This is a genomic window from Faecalimicrobium sp. JNUCC 81, from assembly GCF_053667625.1.
The window spans coordinates 629227-652821 of record NZ_CM132203.1; the positions used below are offsets into that span (position 1 = coordinate 629227).

The window sequence follows — 23595 nt, forward strand, 5'->3', positions numbered from 1 at the left end:
AATCAGGAGTGAAAATCATGATAAAATTAATAGCCACAGATATGGATGGAACTTTATTAAATGATAAAAATGAAATAAGCAAAGATTTTTATAAAGTGTTTGAAGAATTAAAAAAGAAGGATGTAATATTTGCAGCTGCAAGTGGAAGGCAATATTATAATCTATTAAAAAGATTTGAAGATGTAGCTGATGATATGATGTTTATCGCTGAAAATGGAACTTTCGTAATGTATAAAGGAGAAGAATTGTTACTAAATGCGTTAGATAAAGAAGTAGCAAGAGAGCTTATAAAAATAGGAAGAACCATAGAGGGTGCATATGTTATATTATGTGGTAAAAAATCGGCATATATAGAAAGTACTGATGAAAGGTTTATAGAAGAAACAGAAAAGTATTATGAAGAATATAAAATCGTAGATGATTTAACTAAAGTAGAAGATGATATATTAAAAATAGCAATATGTGATTTTCTAGGTTCTGAAACTAATAGTCACAATTATTACAAAGATTATAGAGATAAATTACAAGTAAGTATTTCTGGAGCTATTTGGTTAGATATAATGGCAAAAGGAGTAAATAAAGGAGTAGCTATAAATAAACTTCAAGAACTTTTAAATATAGCACATGAAGAAACAATGGTATTTGGAGATTATTTAAATGACTTAGAAATGATGGGAAGTGCATATCATAGTTATGCTATGGAAAATGCTCATGATGACTTAAAGAAAGTAGCAAGATTTAGAGCTAAGAGAAATACTGAAGATGGAGTAATCGATAAAATAAGAGAAGTATTTGAATTATCATTATAATGAAAAGAACCTACTTTATACTAAAAGTAGGTTCTTCTATTATTTTTCGATTTGTACATTTATTTTTCCAAGATTTTTACTGCCCTTAGATTTTATATTAACAATAGGAATTTTTTTACTAGCTATTTCTTTATTTTCTAATTTTATATCTTCAAAACTAGCATTATTAACTCCAAGAGCACTAAAATCACTAGTAGCTATACTTTCATCAATTAATTTATTATCTTTAATCGTTGAGACACCTCTAGTAATTACATAACCATCATTTTCATTTTTAGATATACTTAAAGTTATAAAAATATCTTCTTTTATTTTAGCATCTTGTTCAGGGCTATATAGCTCTCCTAAATCTAAGCTACCATTATCAGATTCTAGGCTGAATTTAAATGTATACTTATCATGGGATGGATTTTTAATTATATAACTTATATTATACATCATATCAGAAGTCATTTTTTCATTATTTTTAATATCATTTATATTAATTTTTTCTAATTTTTCATTGGATTTTGAGCATCCCGTTGTAAAAAATATAATAGTACATAAGCATAAAATAATTTTACTAAATTTTTTCATTTGTTCTCCTTTACCTAATAGAATAAATAATATTAACTATTAATCTATAGTATTTTTTCTATTTCATTTGTAAAAATTTCATTAATATCATATAGTATTTGTATTATTTTACTTTTTATACAATTTATAGGAATTAAAAGTTTGTAAATTATTAATAAAGAGTACTTCTCTAATATTTTTATTATTATTTAAATAATCTTCAAGATTTAAATTATAATACCTTGGATCTACAACATGAATTTTACTATAATCATTTGTTAAAAAAGGTATAAAGCTATGAGCATAAGAATCTTTAAAAATTAGTATCTCGCTAAGCTTACTTGAGTTTCCTTCAATAACTGCAAAGCCTGGATCACCATGAAGGAAATATTGATACTTATTTTTACAATTTAATTTATCTTCATCATAAAGAGTGTTAAAATTTTTACTAAAATCCATACTCATTTTAAAGTTATTATAGTCTTTATAAGCAGATATAGAATCACCTTTTATTTGAGGTAGTATTGCTTTTGAATAATAGGTTCCATAAAAATTATCTGCAACTTTATAATAATTGCTATATAATTTATTATCTAAATTATTATTATACATATCATCATAAGTTATTTTAGCACCAAGTTGTGTCCAGTGATGGTCCGTATTAAAGTATATATATTTATCTTTATTTTTACTCAATATATTGTAAGGAGTATAAAAACTAAGTTTTGATAAATTAGAATTTATATTTTCTTCAATATAATTAAGTGAAGATTTTTGATTATCAGTATATGACCAAGAAGGAAGTAAATCTTCATAAAAAGCTATTGATGTAGGTATTACCATTAATTTAGAGTTAATATTATAATTATCATAAAGATATTTAGATATATTTATTGTCTGGGAAATATTTTTATCTATAATATCTTTATTAAAGATAAACTTTTCCATAAGACGACCATTTTTACCTATATAAATATCTCGAAATTCACGATTTCCAATAGTATAATTGTACATATTCTTTAATTTAATAAAATCTGTCCTAAATGGAAATTGATCTGAAGTATAATTATCAAAGTTTTTCATAAATCTTTTACTTTTTATGCTAGGAAGAGAAAACTCAGGGAACTGAGTTAGTACTTTATTTTCAATTTCATTTATTTTTTTATCAGGAGTAGATAGAGTAATAATAGGAACTATAAAAATAGAGACAAAGAAAAATATAATAGTAATATATTTTAAAATATTAGATTTGAAATTTTTTGATAATGAGCTGTTAAAAGCTAATTTTTTATTCATAAGTTACTATCCTTTCTTTAAAATCTAAAATATAAAAATGGATTAAATGAAGAATCCACTAAAAATGCACAAGAAATAGTAAAACCAAATATTAAAACTATGGATCTAATATATATATTTTTATCTAATACATTTTTTATAATAGGTGTTGAAGCTATTATAGAAAGTATTAAAAGTAATATATTAGGAACTAAGTAATAATAAAAATGTTTATCAACAAAACTATTGTTTATATTAAACATAGCATTTAAATAATTAAAAATATCCTTAAAATTAGGAATATCAAATATAACAAAGCTAACTATTACTAAAAATAAAACATATAAATGTCTTAATAGTTTAGGAATATTATCAAGTACCTTAAGTAAAAACAACTTTTCCAAAACTAAAATAAATCCAAAATAAAGCCCCCATAAAATGAAATTAAAGCTAGCTCCATGCCAAAGTCCAGTTAAAAACCATACAACAAAAATATTAAAAAACCACTTAGATTTTTTGCATCTATTTCCACCAAGAGGAACATAAACATAGTCTTTAAACCATACTCCTAAAGAAATATGCCATCTTCTCCAAAACTCTGTAATTGATTTTGATACATAGGGGAAATTAAAGTTGTCTAAAAAATCAAATCCAAAAATTTTACCAAGACCTATTGCCATATCAGAGTACCCAGAAAAGTCAAAGTATATCTGAAGTGTAAAACATATAATTCCAAGCCAAGCAGTTAAGTTTGAAAGTGAACTAAAAGGAGTAGTTTTTATACTAGTCCAAATAAATCCAAGGTTATTAGCAAGTATTATTTTTTTAGATAGACCGATTATAAACCTATAGATACCTTCATAAACTTTATCTATATTATGAGTCCTGTTATTTAAATCTTTACATATATCAAAGTATCTAACTATTGGACCTGCCACAAGCTGAGGAAATAATGTAACAAAAGTACCTAGAGAAATAATACTTTTCTGAACGGGTGCATCATTTCTATAAACATCTATAGTATAGGACATAGTCTGAAATGTATAAAAGCTTATTCCAATAGGGAGAGTTATTTGAAGTAAAGGTATATTTGTATTTAAAGTGCTGTTTAAGATTGATATAATAAAATCGCTGTACTTGAAAAATCCAAGTAAACTTAAATTTATAATAATAGATGAAATTAAAGCAAGCTTAGCTTTAAATTTTTTTCTGTTTTTATCTATTATCAAAGCATGTATATAATCTGAGATACACGAAAATATCATAATAAATATATAAATTGGTTCTCCATAAGAGTAAAAAATTAAACTAAAAATTAGAAGAACAAGATTTTTAAATTTATAAGGAGATAAAAAATAGCAAATTATTACTAATGGTAAAAAATAAAATAAAAATGTTATACTGCTAAAAACCAATATATCACCAACTTTCAATTTTATTTAATATATAGTAAAAGACCTTTTTAATAAAAGGTCTTTTAAAATTTGTTGATAATGAAAAACTAATAATTTAATTTTTCATATATAATTATTCTATTACTTCAAGTATTTTTGCTTCAATATCCTTTGCATTAGAAGTAGCTATAAAGTAAACATAGTTACCTTTGCTTTCTAGTATAGAATTAGAAACGGCTTTAGAATTTTCCTCTCCACCGTATCCATCGGCAAACATTCTTAAAGAATTTTCTTTATAGTCCTCAATAGCTGATTTTATTTTTTCAACATCATCAGTCTTAACTACAAATACATCTTGTAATTTTACATTTATCATAGCTTGTAGTGCAAAACCTTCTTTAATATTATCTTTTACATTTTCAAAAGCATGAAATTCTTTAGCATCAGTATCTGAAACTGGTGTGATAGGTAAAAGAGTTTCATTATTGACAGCTTTTTTTATGTCTTCAACAGGAATATCTTTAACATCAGACTTAGAAGAACATCCAACTAATCCAATTGATAATAAAACTGAAAATAAAACTAACAATTTTTTCATAATTCTACCTCCTAGTAAGATTTTATATTATATGCAATTTTTTAAATGAATATAATTACAATAATTTACATAATAGTCTACTATTAAATAATATAAAAATCAATGTGAAAATAAGAACTATACATATTATTTGATAAAATAAGAGTATTATTCCTAAAAAATGTAAATAATTCCTAGTGAAAGAGGTGTATATATATGAGAATACCAAAGCACGTAGGTATAATACCTGATGGAAATCGTAGATGGGCACAAAATCAGGGAATGACTAAGGAAATGGGATATGATAATGGTTTAGACCCAGGACTAGATGCATATAGAGCATGTAGGGATATGGGGGTTGATGAAGTTACATTCTATGGATTTACAACAGATAATACTAAAAGACCATCTTATCAGACAGAGGCTTTTACTAAAGCTTGTGTAGATGCAGCAAATATGCTAGTAAATGAAGGAGCGGCCCTTTTGGTAATGGGAAATACTAAATCTCCTATGTTTCCAAAAGAATTGTTGCCTTACACAAAACGTATAGAGCCTAAAGATGGTCAAATTAAAGCAAATTTACTGGTAAATTATGGATGGTATTGGGATTTGAATACTCTAGCTGATGCACAAAATGTAAATAAAAATAACATACAAGAAAATATACAATCATTTGATATATCTAGATTGGATTTAATAATAAGATGGGGTGGAAGAAGAAGATTAAGTGGATTTTTACCAGTTCAATCTATTTATGCTGATTTTTATGTAGTAGATGAATACTGGCCAGACTTTAATAAAAATCATATATCGCAAGCTTTTGATTGGTTTAATACACAAGATATAACATTAGGAGGATAAAGTTGTAATAATATAGAAAACTATAGGCTTAAAATGTTGAAAAATGCCTTCTAGGATGTTAAAATACAAATATATTCTAAAAGTAAATAAATCCTAGAAAGGTGAAAATATGTCAGGCAGAAAGAATAGTAATAATAGAAGAAGAAAAGTTAAGCCTAAAAAAAGAAAATTAAATAAAAAGAAAATAATGATATTAATTTGTTTTTTAGGACTTTTTATATTTGGAATAACAAAAATTACACCTGGAGTAAGCCAAGCTATAAAAGATAAGGAAGAAAAGCTAGCAGTAAAAGCAGAAGATATAAAAGCAGCAGAAAAGCAATTTGAATTATCAGATGAGAAGAAAGAAAGCCTAGACAAGAAATACACCATTTTAGTAGATCCAGGTCATGGAGGTCATGATAAAGGAACACAAGATGGCACTCGTAAAATATATGAAAAAGATGTGGCATTAGAAATTGGTAAAAAAGTTGCAGCTAAACTATCAAAGCAAAATGATGTCCAAGTTATAATATCTAGAACAGAAGATAAATTCATCAGCTTAGAAGATAGAGTTAAAATGGCAAATGTACAAAAGGTAGACGCTTTAGTATCAATACATCTAAATGCTGAAGGTGGTGGAACTACCGCCAATGGAATAGAAACATATTATAGAACCGGAGCAAATGATGGCTCTGATAAGCTAGCAAAGAAAATACAGGAAACAATTGCTTCTTATATTGCTATAAAAGATAGAGGCACTCGAGAAGATATATATAAAGTGATAAAAGATACTCGTATGCCAGCTGTTTTAGTTGAGTGTGGTTTTTTAACAAACCCAAAAGAAGTTAAAAAATTATTAGATGAAAAATATCAAAATCAATTAGCAGATGGAATATCTCAAGGGGTATTATCATTTCTAGATGAACAATCAAAACGAACAAAAAACTGACTTTATATGTAAAGTCAGTTTTTTATTTTAAAATTATTTTATAGCTAAAGTAATAAATAAGTATACCGTATACTAAGATAGATATGGATATTTTAAATATAATTTTGAACATTGATTTTAGGACGAGCGCTAACACATAATAAAAAGTGACAAAAGATGTAAAAAACATATAAATTATGGTTTTTAAAGGAGATTTTTATAAATTCATTAGGATATAGGGGAAATATTATGAAAATACATAAAAATATTAAAAATAGTATAGGGATATTTCTTATGGCATTAATTTTTATGATAGTAACTATTGTAGCAGTTTCATATACAAAAGAAATGTTGGAAAATAGTATAAATCAAAACAAAGAAAATATAAAAGAAATCACAATACAAATATCTCATAATATAGAAAGTAAAATAAATAACTACATTAGTGAGTTAAAATTTATAGGTAGCAAAGTTAAGCTTAATGATAATAAAGAACTTCAAATAAGTACAGATATATTAAATAATAAAGTTCAGTACAAAGAATTTAACAAAATTTTAGTTTTAGGACTAGACGGAAAAGGAAAAAATAACTTAGGTGAAGATGTCTTTTTTAAAAATGACGAAATTTTAGAAAGAACTACTAAGGAAAATAAACCTATTATACTACACTCTTCAAGAATCAAATCTTATGAAAATGATGTTGTTTTATATTCAGTGCCGATAGTAAATAATAATAAACTAATGGGTATCGTAATAGGTATAAATGATATGTCATCTCTAACTAAGGAACTAAAAAATGGAATATATGAAGGTAAAGGATGCTCATATATTATAAATAACTCAGGAGATATATTATTTTCTATGCATGAACATAAGCTAAGAAAAAATGTATATGATTTTCTTGACAAAAACTCAGCGGATGAAATGAAAAGCTACCATGAAGGGAATGAATATTGGGAGGTAAGAGGAGAAATACATGGTAAAAAGAGTTACTTTGGATTCTCAAAAATAAATGATACTGATTGGTATATGGTAACATCAGTTCCTTCGAAAAATATACTTTTACAAATACAAGATAGTGCAAAGATTATGTTAAGTATATTAATAATGGTAATATTACTATCTTTAATTATTTGTAGCTACATAATAAAGATTCAAAAAAATAATGAGAAAAAGGTTATGGATATAGCATTTAAAGATAGTTTAACGGGGATTATAAACTATAATAAATTCGTTTCAGAAGCGGAGGAATATATTTTAAGGCAAAGAAGAAGAAAGTGTGTTCTTGTATGTTTTGATATAGACAAATTTAAACTTATAAATGATATATATGGATATAAAATTGGCGATGAAATATTAAAAATAATTTCTAATAACCTAAAGTATTATTTTAAAGGAGATATTGTTTATGGAAGACTTGGAGGAGATACATTTGGAGTACTTCTAGAAACTAAAGAAGAATTTAAAATAGACCAAATAGCGGAATTTATAAAGAAAAAAATAGGAAATATAGAAAGTACGAAGAATCTAAATTTAGAAATAAGCGTAGATTTATCTATAGGCATTTATAAAATAGAAAATGAGACAATAAATATGAAGAAGTTTATAGACAATGCAGATATGGCTAGATTAAAGTCAAAGGAAACTAGGTATAGGGAATATGTAGTATTTGATGAAAATATGAGTAAAGAGAAAAAGAAAATTCTTCAAATGGAAAGAGATTTGTTTTTAGCAATAAGAAATAAAGAATTCTCTTTACATTATCAACCTAAATTCAATATAAATACAGGTAAAATAGTTGGTGCAGAAGCTTTAATAAGATGGATACATCCAACAATGGGAATGGTAAGCCCTATGGAGTTTATACCATTAGCAGAGAAAACTAGATTTATAAATAATATAGGTCAATGGGTATTTGATGAGGTATGTAAAAAACTTAGATCTTGGATTGATGAAGGCATAGAAGTTGTCCCAATAGCAATAAATTTATCTAGAGTAGAGTTGTATCAACAAGATTTAGTTGATATGCTTAGGTTTGGGATTAATAGATATAAAATTGATCCAAGATTAATTGAAATAGAAATAACTGAATCAACGGCATTAAATGATATTGAGTTTATAAATGAAAAGTTATCTGAAATAAAAACTTTAGGAATGAAGGTAGCGATGGATGATTTCGGAACAGGAAACTCAAATTTAAGTAGTTTAAAAGATATACAAATAGATGTATTAAAATTAGATAAATCTCTTTTATTAGATATTGAAAATAATGAGAAAACAGAGTTAATGCTAAAATCAATAGTAGACTTATCAAAGAATTTAAGTTTAAACACTGTATGCGAAGGTGTTGAAAATATGAGTCAGGTTGAAATACTAAAAGGTACAGGCTGTGAAATAGTACAAGGATATGTATTTTCAAAACCAGTTGAAGTAGAAAAATATAAAAAACTATTATTAAGAAATAGAAATAGAAATAGAAATTGAAAAAGATGGATTCCCATCTTTTTTTTATAATCACAATCTATAAAAATAAGTTATATACGAGCAAATACTTTATAGATTCTCACATAAAGTATAAACTACATATACTAAAGTATATAAAATTATGGAGGGAATAAGTATGAGAAATTCTACTTTCAATATATTAGCTTTTGATGGTGGAGGATTAAAAGGAACTTTAAGTATATGTATTTTAGAGAGAATTCAAAAGGATTTTTCAGAAATAGTTAGAACTACTAATATGATAGGCGGAACATCAACGGGGAGTCTAATAGCATTAGCTTTAGCTTATGGAGTAAGTCCAAGTACTATAAAAGAGTTTTATTCAGTAGAAAATTCAAAATATATATTTGATAAGTCTCATTCAGAAATGATAAGACCTAAATATAATAATGATCATTTAAAAGAAGTTTTATTAGAAATATTTCCTATAGATTTAAAATTAAAGGATTTAGGAAAATTAGTAGTTATACCAAGTTTTTATATAGGAAATGAAAGTAGCTCATGGAAGCCGATTTTTTATAATAATATACCAAATTCACCAACAGAAGATGCAAGGGTAATAGATGTAGCTATGAGTAGTAGTGCAGCTCCAGTGTTTTTTCCAACATATAAATACCATATAGATGGAGGTATAATAGCAACAGACCCAAGTTTATCATGCATATTATATGCTATGGGAAAGGAGTTAGATAAGAAGGGGGCTGATATGAGACTTTTATCAATTGGGACTGGATATAACCATAATAGTATAAAAGAAGATACAACTTCATGGGGTGCAATAGATTGGATAATGAGCAAAAATCCAGACCTTCCTATAATAGCAGTAACTTTAGAGGGAAATTCTCAAACTAGTCAAATATTTTCAAAGAAATTATTGGAAGATAATTATTATAGAATAAATCCAAAAATAAATAAAGACATAGCTATGGATGACTGTGGATCTATAGATTATTTGCTTGAAGTTGGAGAGAGTTGTGATTTAGAAGAAACTATTAAATGGTTAAAAGAGAAATGGAATTAATATAAAACATAACATATTTGGAGGGAGAATATGGGGGAAGAACTAGGGGAGACAAGTAGTGATAATTTTTACATATCAAAAAATTATGAGGATAGTTTGGATGTAGTCACTAAAAAAACAAAAGGAATTTATTATACACCTAAAAAGATAGTAGATTATATTATAAAGAAGACTATAATGAGTCATGATGTAGTAAAAAATCCATATCCAAAAATTTTAGATATATCTTGTGGTTGTGGAAATTTTTTATTAGAAGTATATGATGTTCTTTATGATTTATTTGAAGAAAATATATATGAATTAAAAATAAAATATGGTGATAAGTATTGGAAAACTGATAATATTCATAATCATATAATAAGCAATTGTATATATGGATGTGATATAGATAATGACGCTATAGATATATTAATAAGAAGTCTTAAGAATAAAGATAAAGATTTAAAAGTAGAAAAAATAAATATAGAATGTGTAGATTCATTGATTAAAGAATTTAATAATGAATTTGACTATATTATAGGAAATCCTCCTTACGTAGGTCAAAAATCACTTGATAACAAATATAAAAAGATGCTATTAGAAAAATATTTTAAAGTATATAAAGGCAAGTCTGATTTATATTTTTGTTTTTATCAAAAAATAATAGATTTATTAAAGAAAGATGGTATAGGAAGTGTTATAACGCCAAGATACTTTTTAGAGAGCCCATCTGGTATAGATTTAAGAAATTATGTAAATGAAAATGTATCAATAGATGAAATAATAGATTTTTCAGGTGCGAATATATTTAAAAATATTGGAGTTTCAAGCTGTATATTTACATTTAAAAAAGAATATAAGGTAAATAATTATATAGATATATTTAAGCTAAAAGATGAAAACTTAGATATATCAAAAGATAAAGATTTAGAGTATTACCTTGAGGGTAAATGCTTTGAAAACTTCAAATTAAAGCAGTCTAATTTAAGTGATGAATGGATAATAGTAAATGAGGATGAGAAAGAATTTTATGAAAATATAAATTCAAAATGTAGCTATATATTAGATGATATATGCACAAGTTTTCAAGGAATTATAACAGGATGTGATAAAGCTTTTGTAATAAAAAATGATAATAAAGATTTAAAAAAAATAAATCAAAATCTCTTAAAGCCTTGGGTGAAAAATAAAAACATATGTAAATATATAGTTGAAGATAGTAAATTTAATCTAATATATTCTAATGATATAGATGATGAAGATAATTATAGTTTTGAATTAAATAATTATATAGGAAACTATAAAGAAAAATTATTAAATAGGAGAGAATGTAAAAAAAATATTCGAAAATGGCATGAATTACAGTGGGGTAGGGACAAAAGTTTATTTGAAAGAAAAAAGATAATGTATCCTTATAAATCTATGGAAAATAGGTTTGCAATAGACTACAAAAATAGATATTGTAGTGCAGATGTTTATTCATTTTTCATAAAAGATGAGTATTTAAATGAATTTTCATATGAGTATTTAGTAGGTATATTAAATAGTAATATATATGATAAATATTTTAAAATTACAGCTAAAAAAATGAGTAAAAAAATATATGATTATTACCCAAATAAAGTAATGAAAATGAAAGTATTTAAAGATTATAATTATAGTAAAATTGAATCTTTATCAAAAGAAATAATAAATTTATTAAATAAAAAATATAAAAATGAAAATGATAATAATAATGTAGTTAAGTTGCAAAATGAAATTAACAAACTAGTTGAAAAATCTCTATTCCTATAATCACTAATAATCATAAAGTGTCATATGATTAATAAGAAAACATTTATTAGGAGGCAAATTTATGATTAGTGCTAGAGTATCAGAAAACGAAAAAATAGTATATGTAGATGTTAGTGGATATATAACTAGTAGAGATGCTAGTGATTTTATGCAAAATTACAGACAAATGACTAAAGGAGTTAAAACTTCACAGTATAGATTAGTAGTTACGCCATCAGTATTTGAATGTGAGAATAACGAAGATATAAGAACTGTTTGTATGTCTTTTGTAAAAAGTGGATATAAAAAAATGTATTTAGTAGATCCAAGAAACTATATAATGGGGAGTTTATCACTTGGGGCTTTAGAAAAGAAATTATTTACAAAATCCGTTAAAATAATAAGCAGTGTAAATGATATAAAATAAAATAATAAATTATTTTGATTATAAAAATTTGAAAGATATATACTTTTTTTATATTTTTATGATAAAATATAGTCAGATTAATAGAAAGTATATATCTTTCACATCAAAATAGGTGATGACTATGAAAGGTTTAGTATTAGAAGGTGGGGGCACTAAAGGTGCATATCAAATAGGAGCGTATAAAGCTTTAAGAGATTTAGGACTTGAATTTCAAGGAGTAGCGGGGACTTCAATAGGAGCTTTAAATGGAGCATACATAATACAAAATGATATTGAAGTTATGGAAGATATTTGGATGACTTATGATTATACTCATTTTATGAATATAGATGAGGAAAGTTATGAAAAATATAAAAATATCGACTTTACTGCTAAAAATTTTAATACAGTCATAGAATTAATTAATAAAGCTAGAAAGAATGAAGGCATTGATATTAGCCCACTAAGAGCGTTGTTAGAGAAAACGTTAAATGAAGATGCTATTAGAAAAGCAAATAAGGATTTTGGTTTAATGACAGTTTACTGGGATAAAAGAATTAATCCATATCCAAGGTATTTAGAAGATATACCAAATGGAAAATTAATAGACTATTTAATAGCAAGTTCAAGTTTACCTATTTTTAAATTAGATAAACTTGATGATAAACTTTATTTAGATGGAATGTTTTCTGACAATATGCCAATAAGTCTTATAGAAACTAAGGGATATAAAGATATTGTTGTTATTAGACTTTTAGATGACTTTATTGGAAAAATGAATTTAAATAAATATCAAGAACATACTGATATAAATATTAAAACAATAATACCTTCCCAGTATCTAGGAGGATCTTTAAATAAAGACAGAGAAAGCGTATCTAAAAACATAAACTTAGGTTATTTAGATGCTATGAAATCATACGATAGATACGAGGGAGTTAAATATTATTTTAATGTAGATTATAAATATGATGAAGATTATTGCTTTAACAAATTTGTAAATCTAGATAAAGAAACAATAGAAATTTTACTAAATTTATTAGGTATAAAAAAAGACCCATCACTTAGAACTTTGATGGAAAGTATAATACCTAGAGTTGGAGAGTTACTTAACTTACCAAAAGAATTTTCATATAAAGATTTGTTTTACAGTATATATGAAAAAAAACTTGAGGAAAGTAATATAAATAGATTAAAACTTTATGATTTTAATAAAGTAGTAGATGTTGTTAATAAAAATATGAATCCTAATAAAAATTTAATATTAGATTTAGAGACAAAGCCTATACTATCTTTACAAAAAAACAAAATGAGCAAAATTATGACAAATTGTTTTATAAAAGATTTTAAAAATCAAGGTTAAGGTTATATATTAGGATAGTGGGACAAAATTTGAACCATAGGACAAAAAAAGACAAGTGTTAATACTAATACTTGAAAATCTATTTACTAAATGTTAATAAAGTAAACAATACTTTAAGAATAAATTTATTGGAGGTTTTTTAAAATGGAAAAAATAGTTAGTATAAAAAATGCAAGTGGATTACATGCTAGACCAGCAGGAATGTTTGTTAAGAAAGCTGCTGAATTTAAATCTACAGTAGAAGTTGTAGCTAAAGGAAAAACTGTAAATGCTAAATCAATAATGGGTATAATGAGCTTAGGATTAGCTCAAGGAGATGAATTAACAGTAGTTGCAAACGGTGAAGATCAAGAAGCAGCAGTTAATGCATTAGTTGAATTAGTTGAAGGTGGATTTGGAGAATAATAATTAAACCTCGGTTTATTCCGGGGTTTTATTTGGTATATAAAATATATAAGCACAAATAAGTAAACTTTTGGAGGGTATATATATGTACAAAGGAACAGGAGCATCTCCTGGAATAGCTCTAGGAAAAGCATTAGTAGTTGAACATAGTGAATTAGTTATAGAAAAAAGAAATGTAGACGATGTTGAAGCTGAAGTAGCTAAGCTACAAAAAGCCGTAGAAATTTCAACAGAGGAATTAACTAAGGTTAAGGAAAAAGCTTTCAATGAATTAGGAGAGCATGAAGCTGAAATATTTGAAGCTCACTTATTAGTTTTAGCTGACCCGGAATTAGTAGACTCTGCTATATCTAAAATAAGAGACGAAAAGGTAAATGCTGATTTTGCTTTAAATGAAATAAAAGAAATGTTCGTAGGTATGTTTGAAGCTATGGACAATGAATATATGAGAGAAAGAGCAGCAGATATAAAAGATGTTACAAATCGAGTACTTAGACATATATTAGGAGTTAAGGTTGTTGATTTAGCAGGATTAGATGAAGAAGTCGTGTTAATAGCTCATGACTTAACGCCATCGGATACTGCTACAATGAACAAAAAAATGGTTTTAGGTTTTTTAACTGATATAGGTGGAAGAACTTCTCATACAGCTATAATGGCTAGAACTTTAGAAATAGCAGCTGTAGTCGGACTTAATAATATAACTAAAACAGTCAAAGACGGAGACTTTATAGTATTTAATGGAGATACAGGAGAAGTTATAGTAAATCCAGATGAAGAAACTAAATCTAAATATGCTAAATTAAAGTCTGAATTTGAAGAATACAGAAAATCTTTAGAGTTATTAAAAGGAAAAGCATCTATAACTTTAGATGGAAGACATGTAGAATTAGCCGGAAATATAGGAAGTCCTAACGATGTAGAAGGATTAATAAAGAATGATGCTGAAGGTGTTGGACTTTATAGAACCGAATTCTTATACATGGATAAAGAAGATGCGTTCCCAACAGAAGAAGAACAATATGAAGCTTATAAAGCTGTACTTGAGGGGATGAATGGAAAGCCTATAGTAATAAGAACATTAGATATAGGTGGAGATAAGGAATTACCATATTTTGAAATGGAACCTGAAATGAATCCATTCTTAGGGTACAGAGCTATAAGACTTTGTTTAGATAGAACTGATATATTTAAAACTCAATTAAGAGCTTTATATAGAGCAAGTATTCATGGAAAATTAAGAATAATGTTCCCTATGATATCATCTTTAGAAGAATTATTAGCGTCTAAAGAAGTTATAAAAGAAGTCTTACTTGAACTTGATAATGAAGGTATAGCTTATGCTAAAGATGTAGAAGTAGGTATGATGATAGAAATACCATCATCTGCTATTATAACTGACATATTAGCTAAGCATGTTGACTTCTTCTCAATAGGAACAAATGATTTAATTCAATATACTTGTGCAGTAGATAGAATGAACCAAAAGATAAGTCACTTATATAACCAATTTAATCCAGCGGTACTTAGACTTATAAAAATGACAATAGATAATGCTCATAAAGAAGGAAAATGGGTAGGAATGTGTGGAGAATCTGCAGGAGATCAAAGAATGATACCAATATTACTTGGATTTGGTCTTGATGAATTCTCAATGAGTCCAATATCTATACTTCCAGCAAGAAAATTAATAACTTCTGTAAAACATGAAGATATGAAGAAATTTGCTGATGAAATATTAGCTATGGGTACAGCAAAAGAGATAAAAGATTATGTAGACAAAACTTTTAATATGTAATTAATATATAAAGACCGCTAAATTAGCGGTCTTTTTTGTATAATAAAATTATACATGAAATAGTTAATAGTCTAAATTTTAAGATATAATGTATATATATAAATTAGATAAGGATGATAATATGAAAAAGAAAATTAAAGTAGAAAAGCCAAAGTTTTTAGAAGAGCTAGAAGTAATTGAAGATATATACTCTGAGATAGAAAAAGATGAAACTATAAGAAATAAAATAATACAAGATACATCTATAAGTGATATAGAAGGCATAAGAATAAGCTTAGATGGATGTGTATTTAAGAATGTAGATTTTTATGAATGTGATTTTAGCAAAATTGATTTGCTAGATGTAGTATTTGAAAACTGTGATTTATCGAATATATCCTTCAATGATTCAAGCATTTATAGAGTTGAATTTAAAAATTGTAAGTTAATAGGATCTAGATTTGAAGATTGCGTAATAAAAAATGTAACTTTTAACAATGTATTAGGAAAGTATATTAATTTTTCTTTCTCAAAATTTAAAGGCGTTGAAATAAAAGAATGTAATTTAGATAGTTCAGTATTTCAGGAAATTATAAATGAAGGTATATTACTTGAAAATAATGAACTTAAAAATTCAAACTTTCATAAGGCAAAATTAAATGGAGTAGATTTTAGAACTTGTAATATAGAAGAAATTGAAGTTGGAATTAATGAAGTTTCTGGTGCTATTTTTAATATGGAACAAGCTCTAGAATTAACAAAACTTATGAAAATTATAATAAAATAATGTATGGAATCATTTGTCATAATTAGTATATAGATAATAAATAGTACTATATAAAAATAATTATATTATAAATTTTGATAAAATTTTAGAAAATATAAATTATTTAAATAATTACATTATATTATTGTTTTAATAAATTAATTTAAGTTAATTTAATAAGATTCCTAATTTAAATAAGTAAATGTGAAAAATATAGTAAAGTGTTTTTTTATATTTAGAAAAATTAAAAAATAAAATTATTGACAGATAAAAAATGATAGATTATCATTACTATAACATAAATAAGTGCTTAGAAAGTAAAGACTTTGAAGGGAAGAGTAAATATAGAATGTAGTCAAAGCGAATTGGTGATAGTGAGAGTCCAATACGAAGTCTGTATCGAAGAACATCCTGGAGTTGCTAACCGAAATCTTATCTTGATAGTAGGCTTAGACGGAACCAAACCGTTATCAAATTGGAATGTAATGAGATTAAAATCTCGCTGCATTATTATGAGGAGAACTTGAATTTATTCAAGTTAATCAGGGTGGTACCGCGGAAATGATAGCTTTTCGTCCCTATATTTTAAATATAGGGATGGAAAGCTTTTTTTATTGTATGACGTCATGCTTTATAAAAAATATAATATAAGGAGTGAAATAAAAATGTCTTTAATGATACCAAAAGAATATAAAAATAGTTTAGGAATAATACAAACTCAACAAGCAATAAAAGAATTAAAGGATTTCTTTGAAAAGAGGTTAGGTGAAGAATTAAAACTTACAAGAGTATCATCGCCTTTATTTGTACTACCAGAATCAGGTACAAACGATGACTTAAATGGAATAGAAAAAGCTGTAAGCTTTGAAGTTCCTGATATGGGAAAAAAAGCAGAGATTGTTCAATCGTTAGCTAAATGGAAAAGAATGGCTCTTAAAAAGTATGGATTTGAAACAGGAAAAGGTCTATACACAGATATGAACGCCATAAGAAAAGATGAAGAATTAGATAACATACATTCTATATATGTAGACCAATGGGATTGGGAAGTTATAATAGATAAAAGTGATCGTAATACAAAGACTTTAAAAGAAGTAGTAAATAAAATTTATAGAGTATTTAAAGAAACTGAACAACATGTTAGTGATATATATCCAGAAATAAAGAGAGTTTTACCAGAAGAAATAACTTTTATTACTTCACAAGAATTATTAGATATGTATCCAGAATTAACTCCAAAGGAAAGAGAAAATAAGATAGTAAAAGACAAAGGTGCAGTATTTTTAATGCAAATAGGAAGAGTTCTTTCTACGGGAGATAAACATGATGGAAGAAGTCCAGACTATGATGATTGGGATTTAAACGGAGATATACTTTTCTATAACCCAGTATTAGATAATGCAATAGAATTATCATCAATGGGAATAAGAGTAGATGAAGAAAGTTTAGATAGACAATTAAGAGTATCAGGTTGTGATGAAAGACGTAAATTAGACTATCATAAAGCTTTATTAAATGGAGAGTTACCATACACTATAGGTGGAGGAATAGGTCAATCTAGAATATGTATGTATTTCTTAAACAAAGCACATATAGGTGAAGTTCAAGTAGGAATATGGCAAAAAGATATGATAGAAGAGTGCAGTAAAGCTGGAATACATCTACTTTAATAATTTGTAATATTTATCATATTTATCAAAATATATATAAGCTATAATATACTTTAAGTAAGATATGTAAAATCGGCATTAGCTATAGTATTTATAGAGGTGATAAATATGAAAAAAATAATGAAATTTATAGATTTTCTTTTAGATGGATTAAAAAGAATATTAGTAAGATTTAAAAATGCTAAGTTTGGATTACTTTTTATTATAAACATATTTAGCATACCAGATTTTATTACAGATAGAAATGTTAGTATAATTAGTAAGTTTAAAGTAATATTTTCTCTAGGAATCGCAATTTTATATATTGTATCTGGAATAGATTTTATACCAGAAATGATAACTGGTGTATTTGGATTTATAGATGATATATTAGTAGTGGTTTGGAGTTTAGGAATTGTTAATGAAGAATTAGCAAAATATAAAAAAAGTATAAAAGAAAACATTGATCCGAATATAATTGAAGGTATAAATTTTCATATAAAAGATGACAAAGAGTAGCGAATGATTTTCGCTACTTTTTATATAAATATTTTACAAAAAAACGTTTGTGAAAAATTAGATAAATCTGAAAATTCAATATGGAAAACGATATTTTTAAACTGAAATACCCAAAAAACATTATAAAAATACATTAAAAAATAAATAAACTTAAATTATTAGGGAAAACGTTGACTTTTTATGTAGAAGAGATTATTATAGATGTGGGGAAAGGTTAGACAAAATAACTTGAGAGGAGTAATATCATATGAAGAAGAAGAAAATAGGATTAGTTCCTAAGTTAATCATGGGTATCATAGCCGGTATATTAATCGGTTCTTACGCACCAGAAATGGTCGTAAAAATATTAGTAACAGCAAGTACTTTATTCTCAGCTTTCTTAAAGTTCGTAATACCATTTATAATAATTGGATTCGTAACTGCAGGTATAGCTGACTTAGCAACAGGGGCAGGGAAATTATTAGGTATAACTACAGGAATAGCTTACGGATCAACAGTAGTTGCTGGTCTTTTAGCTTTCGCAGTGGCATCATTCATATTCCCATCTTTCATAGGTGCAGAGGCTGCATCACAAATAGGAGATCCAGAAGCTGGATTGTTATCTCCGATATTCACTATACCATTAGCACCAATGGTTGATGTAACAGCAGCAATAGTATTTGCATTCATGTTAGGTCTTGGAATATCAGCTTTAAGAAACAATGGAAAAGGTGAAACATTATATAAAATGTCTCAAGAATTCCAAGAAATAGTAACAAAGACATTATCAACAATAATAATACCATTATTACCATTATATATAGCAGGAACGTTTGCTAACATAACTAAAGCAGGACAAGTTTGGTCTATATTAGGAGTATTCTGGAAGGTTTACTTAGTAGTAATACCTCTACACATAATATACTTAACTATACAATTTACAGCAGCAGGAGCTATATCTGGAAAGAATCCTTTCAAGATGTTAAAGAACCAAATACCAGGTTATTTAACAGCTGTAGGAACTCAATCTTCAGCAGCTACTATACCAGTAAACGTAGAATGTGCTTCTAAAAATGGAGTTAGTAAAGAAATAAGAGAATTCTGTGTACCTTTATGTGCAACAATTCACTTATCAGGAAGTATAATATCAGTTACATCATTTGCTGTTGCGGTATTAATGATGAATGGTATGGATCACAGTATATCAACTATATTACCTTTCATATTAATGTTAGGAATAGCAATGGTTGCAGCACCAGGAGCACCAGGTGGAGCGATAATGAGTGCACTTCCATTCTTACCAATGATAGGTATACCATCAGATGGTGGACTTGCAAGTTTAATGATAGCTCTATACTTAACTCAAGATAGTTTCGGAACAGCTGCAAACGTATCAGGAGATAACGCAATAGCTGTAGTAGTGGATCATATAAACTCAAAATCAGTTAAAAAAACTGTTTAATTTAAAATTAAGCTAAATATAAAAAATGGGTATTTCATTAATATTAATGAAATACCCATTTTTAGTTATGATAAAACTAATAAAAAAACTATCTCTTATAAGAGATAGTTTTTTTATTATATTTTAAATTCTTTATTTAAACAATCTATAAGTAATCTATTTTCATCAGGTTTTAAAATGCAAACTCTAAAGAAAAATTCATCTAATCCATCAAAAGATGAACAATCTCTAATAATAATTTTTTGTGGAATTAATTTTTCTCGAAGCTCTTTAGCATTTAATGATTTTGATTTTATTTTGCATAAAATAAAATTACCTTGAGTTTCATAAACTTCTAATTGTTTTATAGAGCAAAGTTCATCTATTAAATAATTTCTTTCATTAGTCATTAAATTAACTGTATCATATATAAATTCATTATCAGTAAACATGATTTCACCCATCATAGATGCAAATATATTTATATTCCATAAATCTAAGTTAGAGTTTATACCTTCTTTAATATTCTTATTAGATATAAGTCCATATCCAAGTCTAATACCAGGTGTTGAGAAAAATTTTGAAGTTCCTCTTATAATAAATAGATTATCGTATTTATCTACTAAAGAAGTAGAAGAGTAGACATCTGTATTTGTAAATTCTATGTAAGTTTCGTCTATCATAACAAAACTATTAATAGATTTTGAAATCGCTTCCATTTCATCCCTAGAAAAAGTAAAGCCAGTAGGATTGTTAGGATTACATATAACCACTAAATCGTAGTTATCTTTATTAATAGTTTCTACAAGATTATTTATATCTATTTTAAAATTATTTTCTGGTTTTGAAAAATACTTTGTTATATCACAGTTGATTTTTTTTAGTTCTTTTTCATATTCAGAATAAACAGGTACAATTAATAAAGACTTTTTAGGGTTTACAGTTTTTATAAAAGCAGATATTAATTCTGTTGCACCACTACCAAGGACGATATTATCTTTTAAACAGTTACAATAACTTGATATAGACGATTTTAAGCTTAAATAGCTTGGATCTGGATATCTAGATACCATATCAATGTTTTTAATAATATAATCCTTAGAAGCTTTTGATGAACCAAATGGATTTATATTTGAGCTAAAATCCATAAATTCATCCTTTGAAAAGCCATATTGTTTTGATAAGTCATATAAATTTGCTCCATGATTAACCTTTTGCATAAAAGCACCTCCCATTTAAAAATACTAACATCTAAGTTTGAGCAACGGACGAAGTCGTTGGAGACATGAGCGAAGCTATAATTTAGATATATAAACTAATTATATATCTAAATTATAGCTTTCATATACTTCTTCAAAATCTTTTGAAGTAAAGACTAACTCATCGAAAGTTTTATAATAAAATTCAACACCCTTACAAGACATAGTATTTAATATATTACCTAAGTTAGAGTTAGAATTATCTAATATTATAGTATGATAATTGCATAAGTTATTTTCGGAATCAGTTAAAACCTTCCAAAATAAATCTTTTATTTCTTCATTTTTTAAATTAAGAAATAAATTAGTAAAGAAATTTCTATCTTTTAAATGAAAATATAATTTGCTAGCTTCTACACAGCCACACTTTAAGTCATTTAAATTATATTCTTTAGCTTCTCTTTCACTATATTCATCCAATTTTGTAAGAAGTTCATTATATATAAAACTCCAATTATTTATATTTTCATCCATAGTTGTAGTTTTACTTTCAATTGAATGTAAAAGTAATTTTAAATCATTTTGTGTTAAAAACATAAAAAATACACTCCTATTTTTATAAATTCAGTATATATAGTTGTAATATATATAATTATAATATATATCGTAGAAATAAATAAGATATTTAAAAATAAATTTATATATACGAATTATAATACTAAAAAATAAAAAAATATTCTAAATGAGTGTAAAGTATGATATAATCGTTATGTCATAACATACGGAAAATAGGAGGATTACTATGTTAAAAATTACAGAAGTAATGATATCTGAAGAAGAATTAGCTAAAAAGGTAAGTGAACTAGCTAAACAAATAGAAAAAGATTTTGAAGGACAATCTTTATTAGTAGTAGGGATACTTAAAGGTGCAAGTGTATTTGTATCTGATTTAATAAGAAAAATAAACTTAGATGTAAATATAGATTTCATGAGTGTTTCAAGTTATGGTAATTCAACTGAAAGTTCAGGAACTGTAAAAATTTTAAAAGATTTAGACGTTGATATAGAAGGTAAAAACGTATTAATCGTCGAAGATATAATAGATTCTGGTTTAACTCTAAGCAATTTAGTTGCAGCACTTCAAACTAGAAATCCAAAAGAATTAAAAATATGTACATTATTAGATAAGCCTCAAAGAAGAACAGCTAATATACCAGTAGACTACGTAGGATTTGTTATAGAAGATAAATTCATAGTAGGATATGGAATTGACTGGGCTGAAAAGTACAGAAATCTACCATATATAGGAGTAGTAGGAGAGTAGAAACATTAAATTTCTAAAAGTTAATTTTTATAGAGCACTAATCTAAATAGATTAGTGCTTATTTTGTATATGTAAATATTTGAAAAATGTATGTGACGAAGTGAATGTTTATTGTATAAAGGTATGTATTTATAATGAAAACTTAGGTATAATTGCATAAGAGAGAATTAAACGGGAGGATAATGCTATGGATATTCAATTAAGTATATTACAATTTTTTCAAAGTATAAGAAATCCAATTTTAAATGTAGTATTTCTAATATTTACAATAAGTACAGAATTGCCAGTATTAGTATTATTTACGGCGACAATGTATTGGTGTATCAATAAAAAATATGGTCAAAAAATACTATTTGCTTTAGTTGGAAATATAACTTTAAATACAGCAGTAAAAGAATTTGTAAGAGCACCAAGACCAATAGGTATAAAAGGGATAGATTCTATGCGTACATCAACTGCAACAGGATATTCTTTCCCAAGCGGACACACTCAAAGTGCAACAACATTTTGGGTAAGTATAATGACTATATTTAAAAATAGTTGGGTTTATATATTAGGAACAATAATGATTCTAGGTATAGGAATATCTAGATTATATTTAGCAGTACATTGGCCAATAGATGTACTTTGTGGATGGATATTTGGGATAGTATTTACTATTTTTCTTGGTAAAGTATTTGATTATGTAGATAATAACAAATTATATGGAGTACTTTTCTTATTACTAATACCATTTGCAGCAGCAGTATATTTAGTAAATAGTACAGAGTATATAAAAATACTTGGACTACTTACAGGATTTATACTGGGGTATATAGTTGAGGACAAGTTTATAAAGTTCGAAACCGGACAAACTAATAAAAAAATAGATTTCAGTGGGAAATCTAATAAATCAAGAAAAAATAAAAGTAGATTAATTATAAATTTATATAGATTAATTATAGGTATATCAACACTAGCTTTAGCTTATGTAGGATTAAAATACATAATGCCAAGTAGTTATATATTTGATTATATAAGATATGCTATAGTTGTATTTTATGCAGTTGCTGGAGTTCCAGCTGTATTTAAAATGCTTAATCTAGATTAGAATTAACATATAAATACGTAA

The 23595-nt window shown here is 26.1% G+C and carries 22 protein-coding genes and 1 other annotated feature; of the genes, 16 read left to right on the forward strand and 6 right to left on the reverse strand.

Annotated elements, in window-relative coordinates; all coding sequences use genetic code 11:
- The first annotated feature begins 17 nt into the window (after window positions 1-17).
- Window positions 18-809 carry an HAD family hydrolase gene (locus JNUCC81_RS03095; RefSeq protein WP_454095266.1) on the forward strand — a complete coding sequence of 264 codons (792 nt, stop codon included), beginning with the start codon at window positions 18-20 and terminating at the stop codon, window positions 807-809.
- Between the two features lie 39 nt (window positions 810-848).
- On the opposite strand, the gene JNUCC81_RS03100 is transcribed toward JNUCC81_RS03095, so the two are convergent.
- The 4 genes from JNUCC81_RS03100 to JNUCC81_RS03115 form a co-directional block, all read right to left on the reverse strand.
- Window positions 849-1385, reverse strand: coding sequence for a hypothetical protein (locus tag JNUCC81_RS03100; RefSeq protein ID WP_454095267.1), 537 nt, complete (start codon window positions 1383-1385; stop codon window positions 849-851).
- 108 nt (window positions 1386-1493) lie between these two features.
- The gene (locus JNUCC81_RS03105) at window positions 1494-2660 is read right to left on the reverse strand and encodes a DHHW family protein (RefSeq protein ID WP_454095268.1); all 1167 of its coding nucleotides are present in this window, start codon (window positions 2658-2660) and stop codon (window positions 1494-1496) included.
- A 17-nt stretch (window positions 2661-2677) separates the two neighbouring features.
- On the reverse strand, window positions 2678-3904 hold the full coding sequence (locus tag JNUCC81_RS03110; protein ID WP_454095269.1) for an MBOAT family O-acyltransferase: 1227 nt from the start codon (window positions 3902-3904) through the stop codon (window positions 2678-2680).
- 262 nt (window positions 3905-4166) lie between these two features.
- Window positions 4167-4631, reverse strand: coding sequence for a DUF4358 domain-containing protein (locus tag JNUCC81_RS03115; protein ID WP_454095270.1), 465 nt, complete (start codon window positions 4629-4631; stop codon window positions 4167-4169).
- 195 nt (window positions 4632-4826) lie between these two features.
- Between JNUCC81_RS03115 and uppS the strand changes: the two genes are divergently transcribed.
- From uppS to JNUCC81_RS03180, 13 genes are all read left to right on the forward strand, one after another.
- Window positions 4827-5471 (forward strand): polyprenyl diphosphate synthase, encoded by a 645-nt coding sequence (uppS, locus tag JNUCC81_RS03120; RefSeq protein WP_454095271.1) that lies wholly within the window; start codon window positions 4827-4829, stop codon window positions 5469-5471.
- Window positions 5472-5580: 109 nt separating this feature from the next.
- Window positions 5581-6402 (forward strand): N-acetylmuramoyl-L-alanine amidase, encoded by an 822-nt coding sequence (locus JNUCC81_RS03125; RefSeq protein WP_454095272.1) that lies wholly within the window; start codon window positions 5581-5583, stop codon window positions 6400-6402.
- Between the two features lie 228 nt (window positions 6403-6630).
- The gene (locus JNUCC81_RS03130) at window positions 6631-8865 is read left to right on the forward strand and encodes a bifunctional diguanylate cyclase/phosphodiesterase (protein ID WP_454095273.1); all 2235 of its coding nucleotides are present in this window, start codon (window positions 6631-6633) and stop codon (window positions 8863-8865) included.
- A 136-nt stretch (window positions 8866-9001) separates the two neighbouring features.
- Window positions 9002-9904, forward strand: a complete 903-nt coding sequence (locus JNUCC81_RS03135; protein ID WP_454095274.1) for a patatin-like phospholipase family protein — start codon at window positions 9002-9004, stop codon at window positions 9902-9904.
- A gap of 30 nt (window positions 9905-9934) precedes the next feature.
- Complete coding sequence (locus JNUCC81_RS03140; RefSeq protein WP_454095275.1) at window positions 9935-11677, forward strand: Eco57I restriction-modification methylase domain-containing protein; 1743 nt, start codon at window positions 9935-9937, stop codon at window positions 11675-11677.
- Between the two features lie 61 nt (window positions 11678-11738).
- Window positions 11739-12083, forward strand: coding sequence for a hypothetical protein (locus JNUCC81_RS03145; RefSeq protein ID WP_454095276.1), 345 nt, complete (start codon window positions 11739-11741; stop codon window positions 12081-12083).
- Window positions 12084-12204: 121 nt separating this feature from the next.
- Window positions 12205-13425, forward strand: a complete 1221-nt coding sequence (locus JNUCC81_RS03150; RefSeq protein WP_454095277.1) for a patatin-like phospholipase family protein — start codon at window positions 12205-12207, stop codon at window positions 13423-13425.
- 144 nt (window positions 13426-13569) lie between these two features.
- Window positions 13570-13830 (forward strand): HPr family phosphocarrier protein, encoded by a 261-nt coding sequence (locus tag JNUCC81_RS03155; RefSeq protein ID WP_454095278.1) that lies wholly within the window; start codon window positions 13570-13572, stop codon window positions 13828-13830.
- Window positions 13831-13915: 85 nt separating this feature from the next.
- A complete protein-coding gene (gene ptsP, locus JNUCC81_RS03160) occupies window positions 13916-15628 on the forward strand; it encodes a phosphoenolpyruvate--protein phosphotransferase (RefSeq protein WP_454095279.1) in 1713 nt (570 codons plus the stop codon).
- 88 nt (window positions 15629-15716) lie between these two features.
- Window positions 15717-16394, forward strand: a complete 678-nt coding sequence (locus JNUCC81_RS03165) for a pentapeptide repeat-containing protein (RefSeq protein ID WP_454095280.1) — start codon at window positions 15717-15719, stop codon at window positions 16392-16394.
- Between the two features lie 296 nt (window positions 16395-16690).
- Window positions 16691-16956: a binding site (T-box leader), on the forward strand.
- Between the two features lie 82 nt (window positions 16957-17038).
- Window positions 17039-18043 (forward strand): aspartate--ammonia ligase, encoded by a 1005-nt coding sequence (asnA, locus tag JNUCC81_RS03170; RefSeq protein ID WP_454095281.1) that lies wholly within the window; start codon window positions 17039-17041, stop codon window positions 18041-18043.
- 108 nt (window positions 18044-18151) lie between these two features.
- Entirely contained in the window at window positions 18152-18541 is a 390-nt protein-coding gene (locus JNUCC81_RS03175; protein WP_454095282.1) for a YkvA family protein, read from the forward strand.
- A 247-nt stretch (window positions 18542-18788) separates the two neighbouring features.
- Window positions 18789-19982 carry a dicarboxylate/amino acid:cation symporter gene (locus JNUCC81_RS03180; RefSeq protein ID WP_454095283.1) on the forward strand — a complete coding sequence of 398 codons (1194 nt, stop codon included), beginning with the start codon at window positions 18789-18791 and terminating at the stop codon, window positions 19980-19982.
- A 116-nt stretch (window positions 19983-20098) separates the two neighbouring features.
- Here the strand turns inward: JNUCC81_RS03180 and JNUCC81_RS03185 are convergent, their stop codons facing one another.
- Both JNUCC81_RS03185 and JNUCC81_RS03190 read right to left on the reverse strand, forming a co-directional pair.
- A complete protein-coding gene (locus JNUCC81_RS03185) occupies window positions 20099-21181 on the reverse strand; it encodes a pyridoxal phosphate-dependent aminotransferase (RefSeq protein WP_454095284.1) in 1083 nt (360 codons plus the stop codon).
- 99 nt (window positions 21182-21280) lie between these two features.
- Window positions 21281-21757, reverse strand: a complete 477-nt coding sequence (locus JNUCC81_RS03190) for a hypothetical protein (protein WP_454095285.1) — start codon at window positions 21755-21757, stop codon at window positions 21281-21283.
- A 205-nt stretch (window positions 21758-21962) separates the two neighbouring features.
- On the opposite strand from JNUCC81_RS03190, the gene hpt reads away from it, so the two are divergent.
- Both hpt and JNUCC81_RS03200 read left to right on the forward strand, forming a co-directional pair.
- Entirely contained in the window at window positions 21963-22484 is a 522-nt protein-coding gene (gene hpt, locus JNUCC81_RS03195; protein WP_208331397.1) for a hypoxanthine phosphoribosyltransferase, read from the forward strand.
- A gap of 187 nt (window positions 22485-22671) precedes the next feature.
- Window positions 22672-23574 (forward strand): phosphatase PAP2 family protein, encoded by a 903-nt coding sequence (locus tag JNUCC81_RS03200; RefSeq protein ID WP_454095286.1) that lies wholly within the window; start codon window positions 22672-22674, stop codon window positions 23572-23574.
- The last annotated feature ends 21 nt before the right edge of the window (window positions 23575-23595 follow it).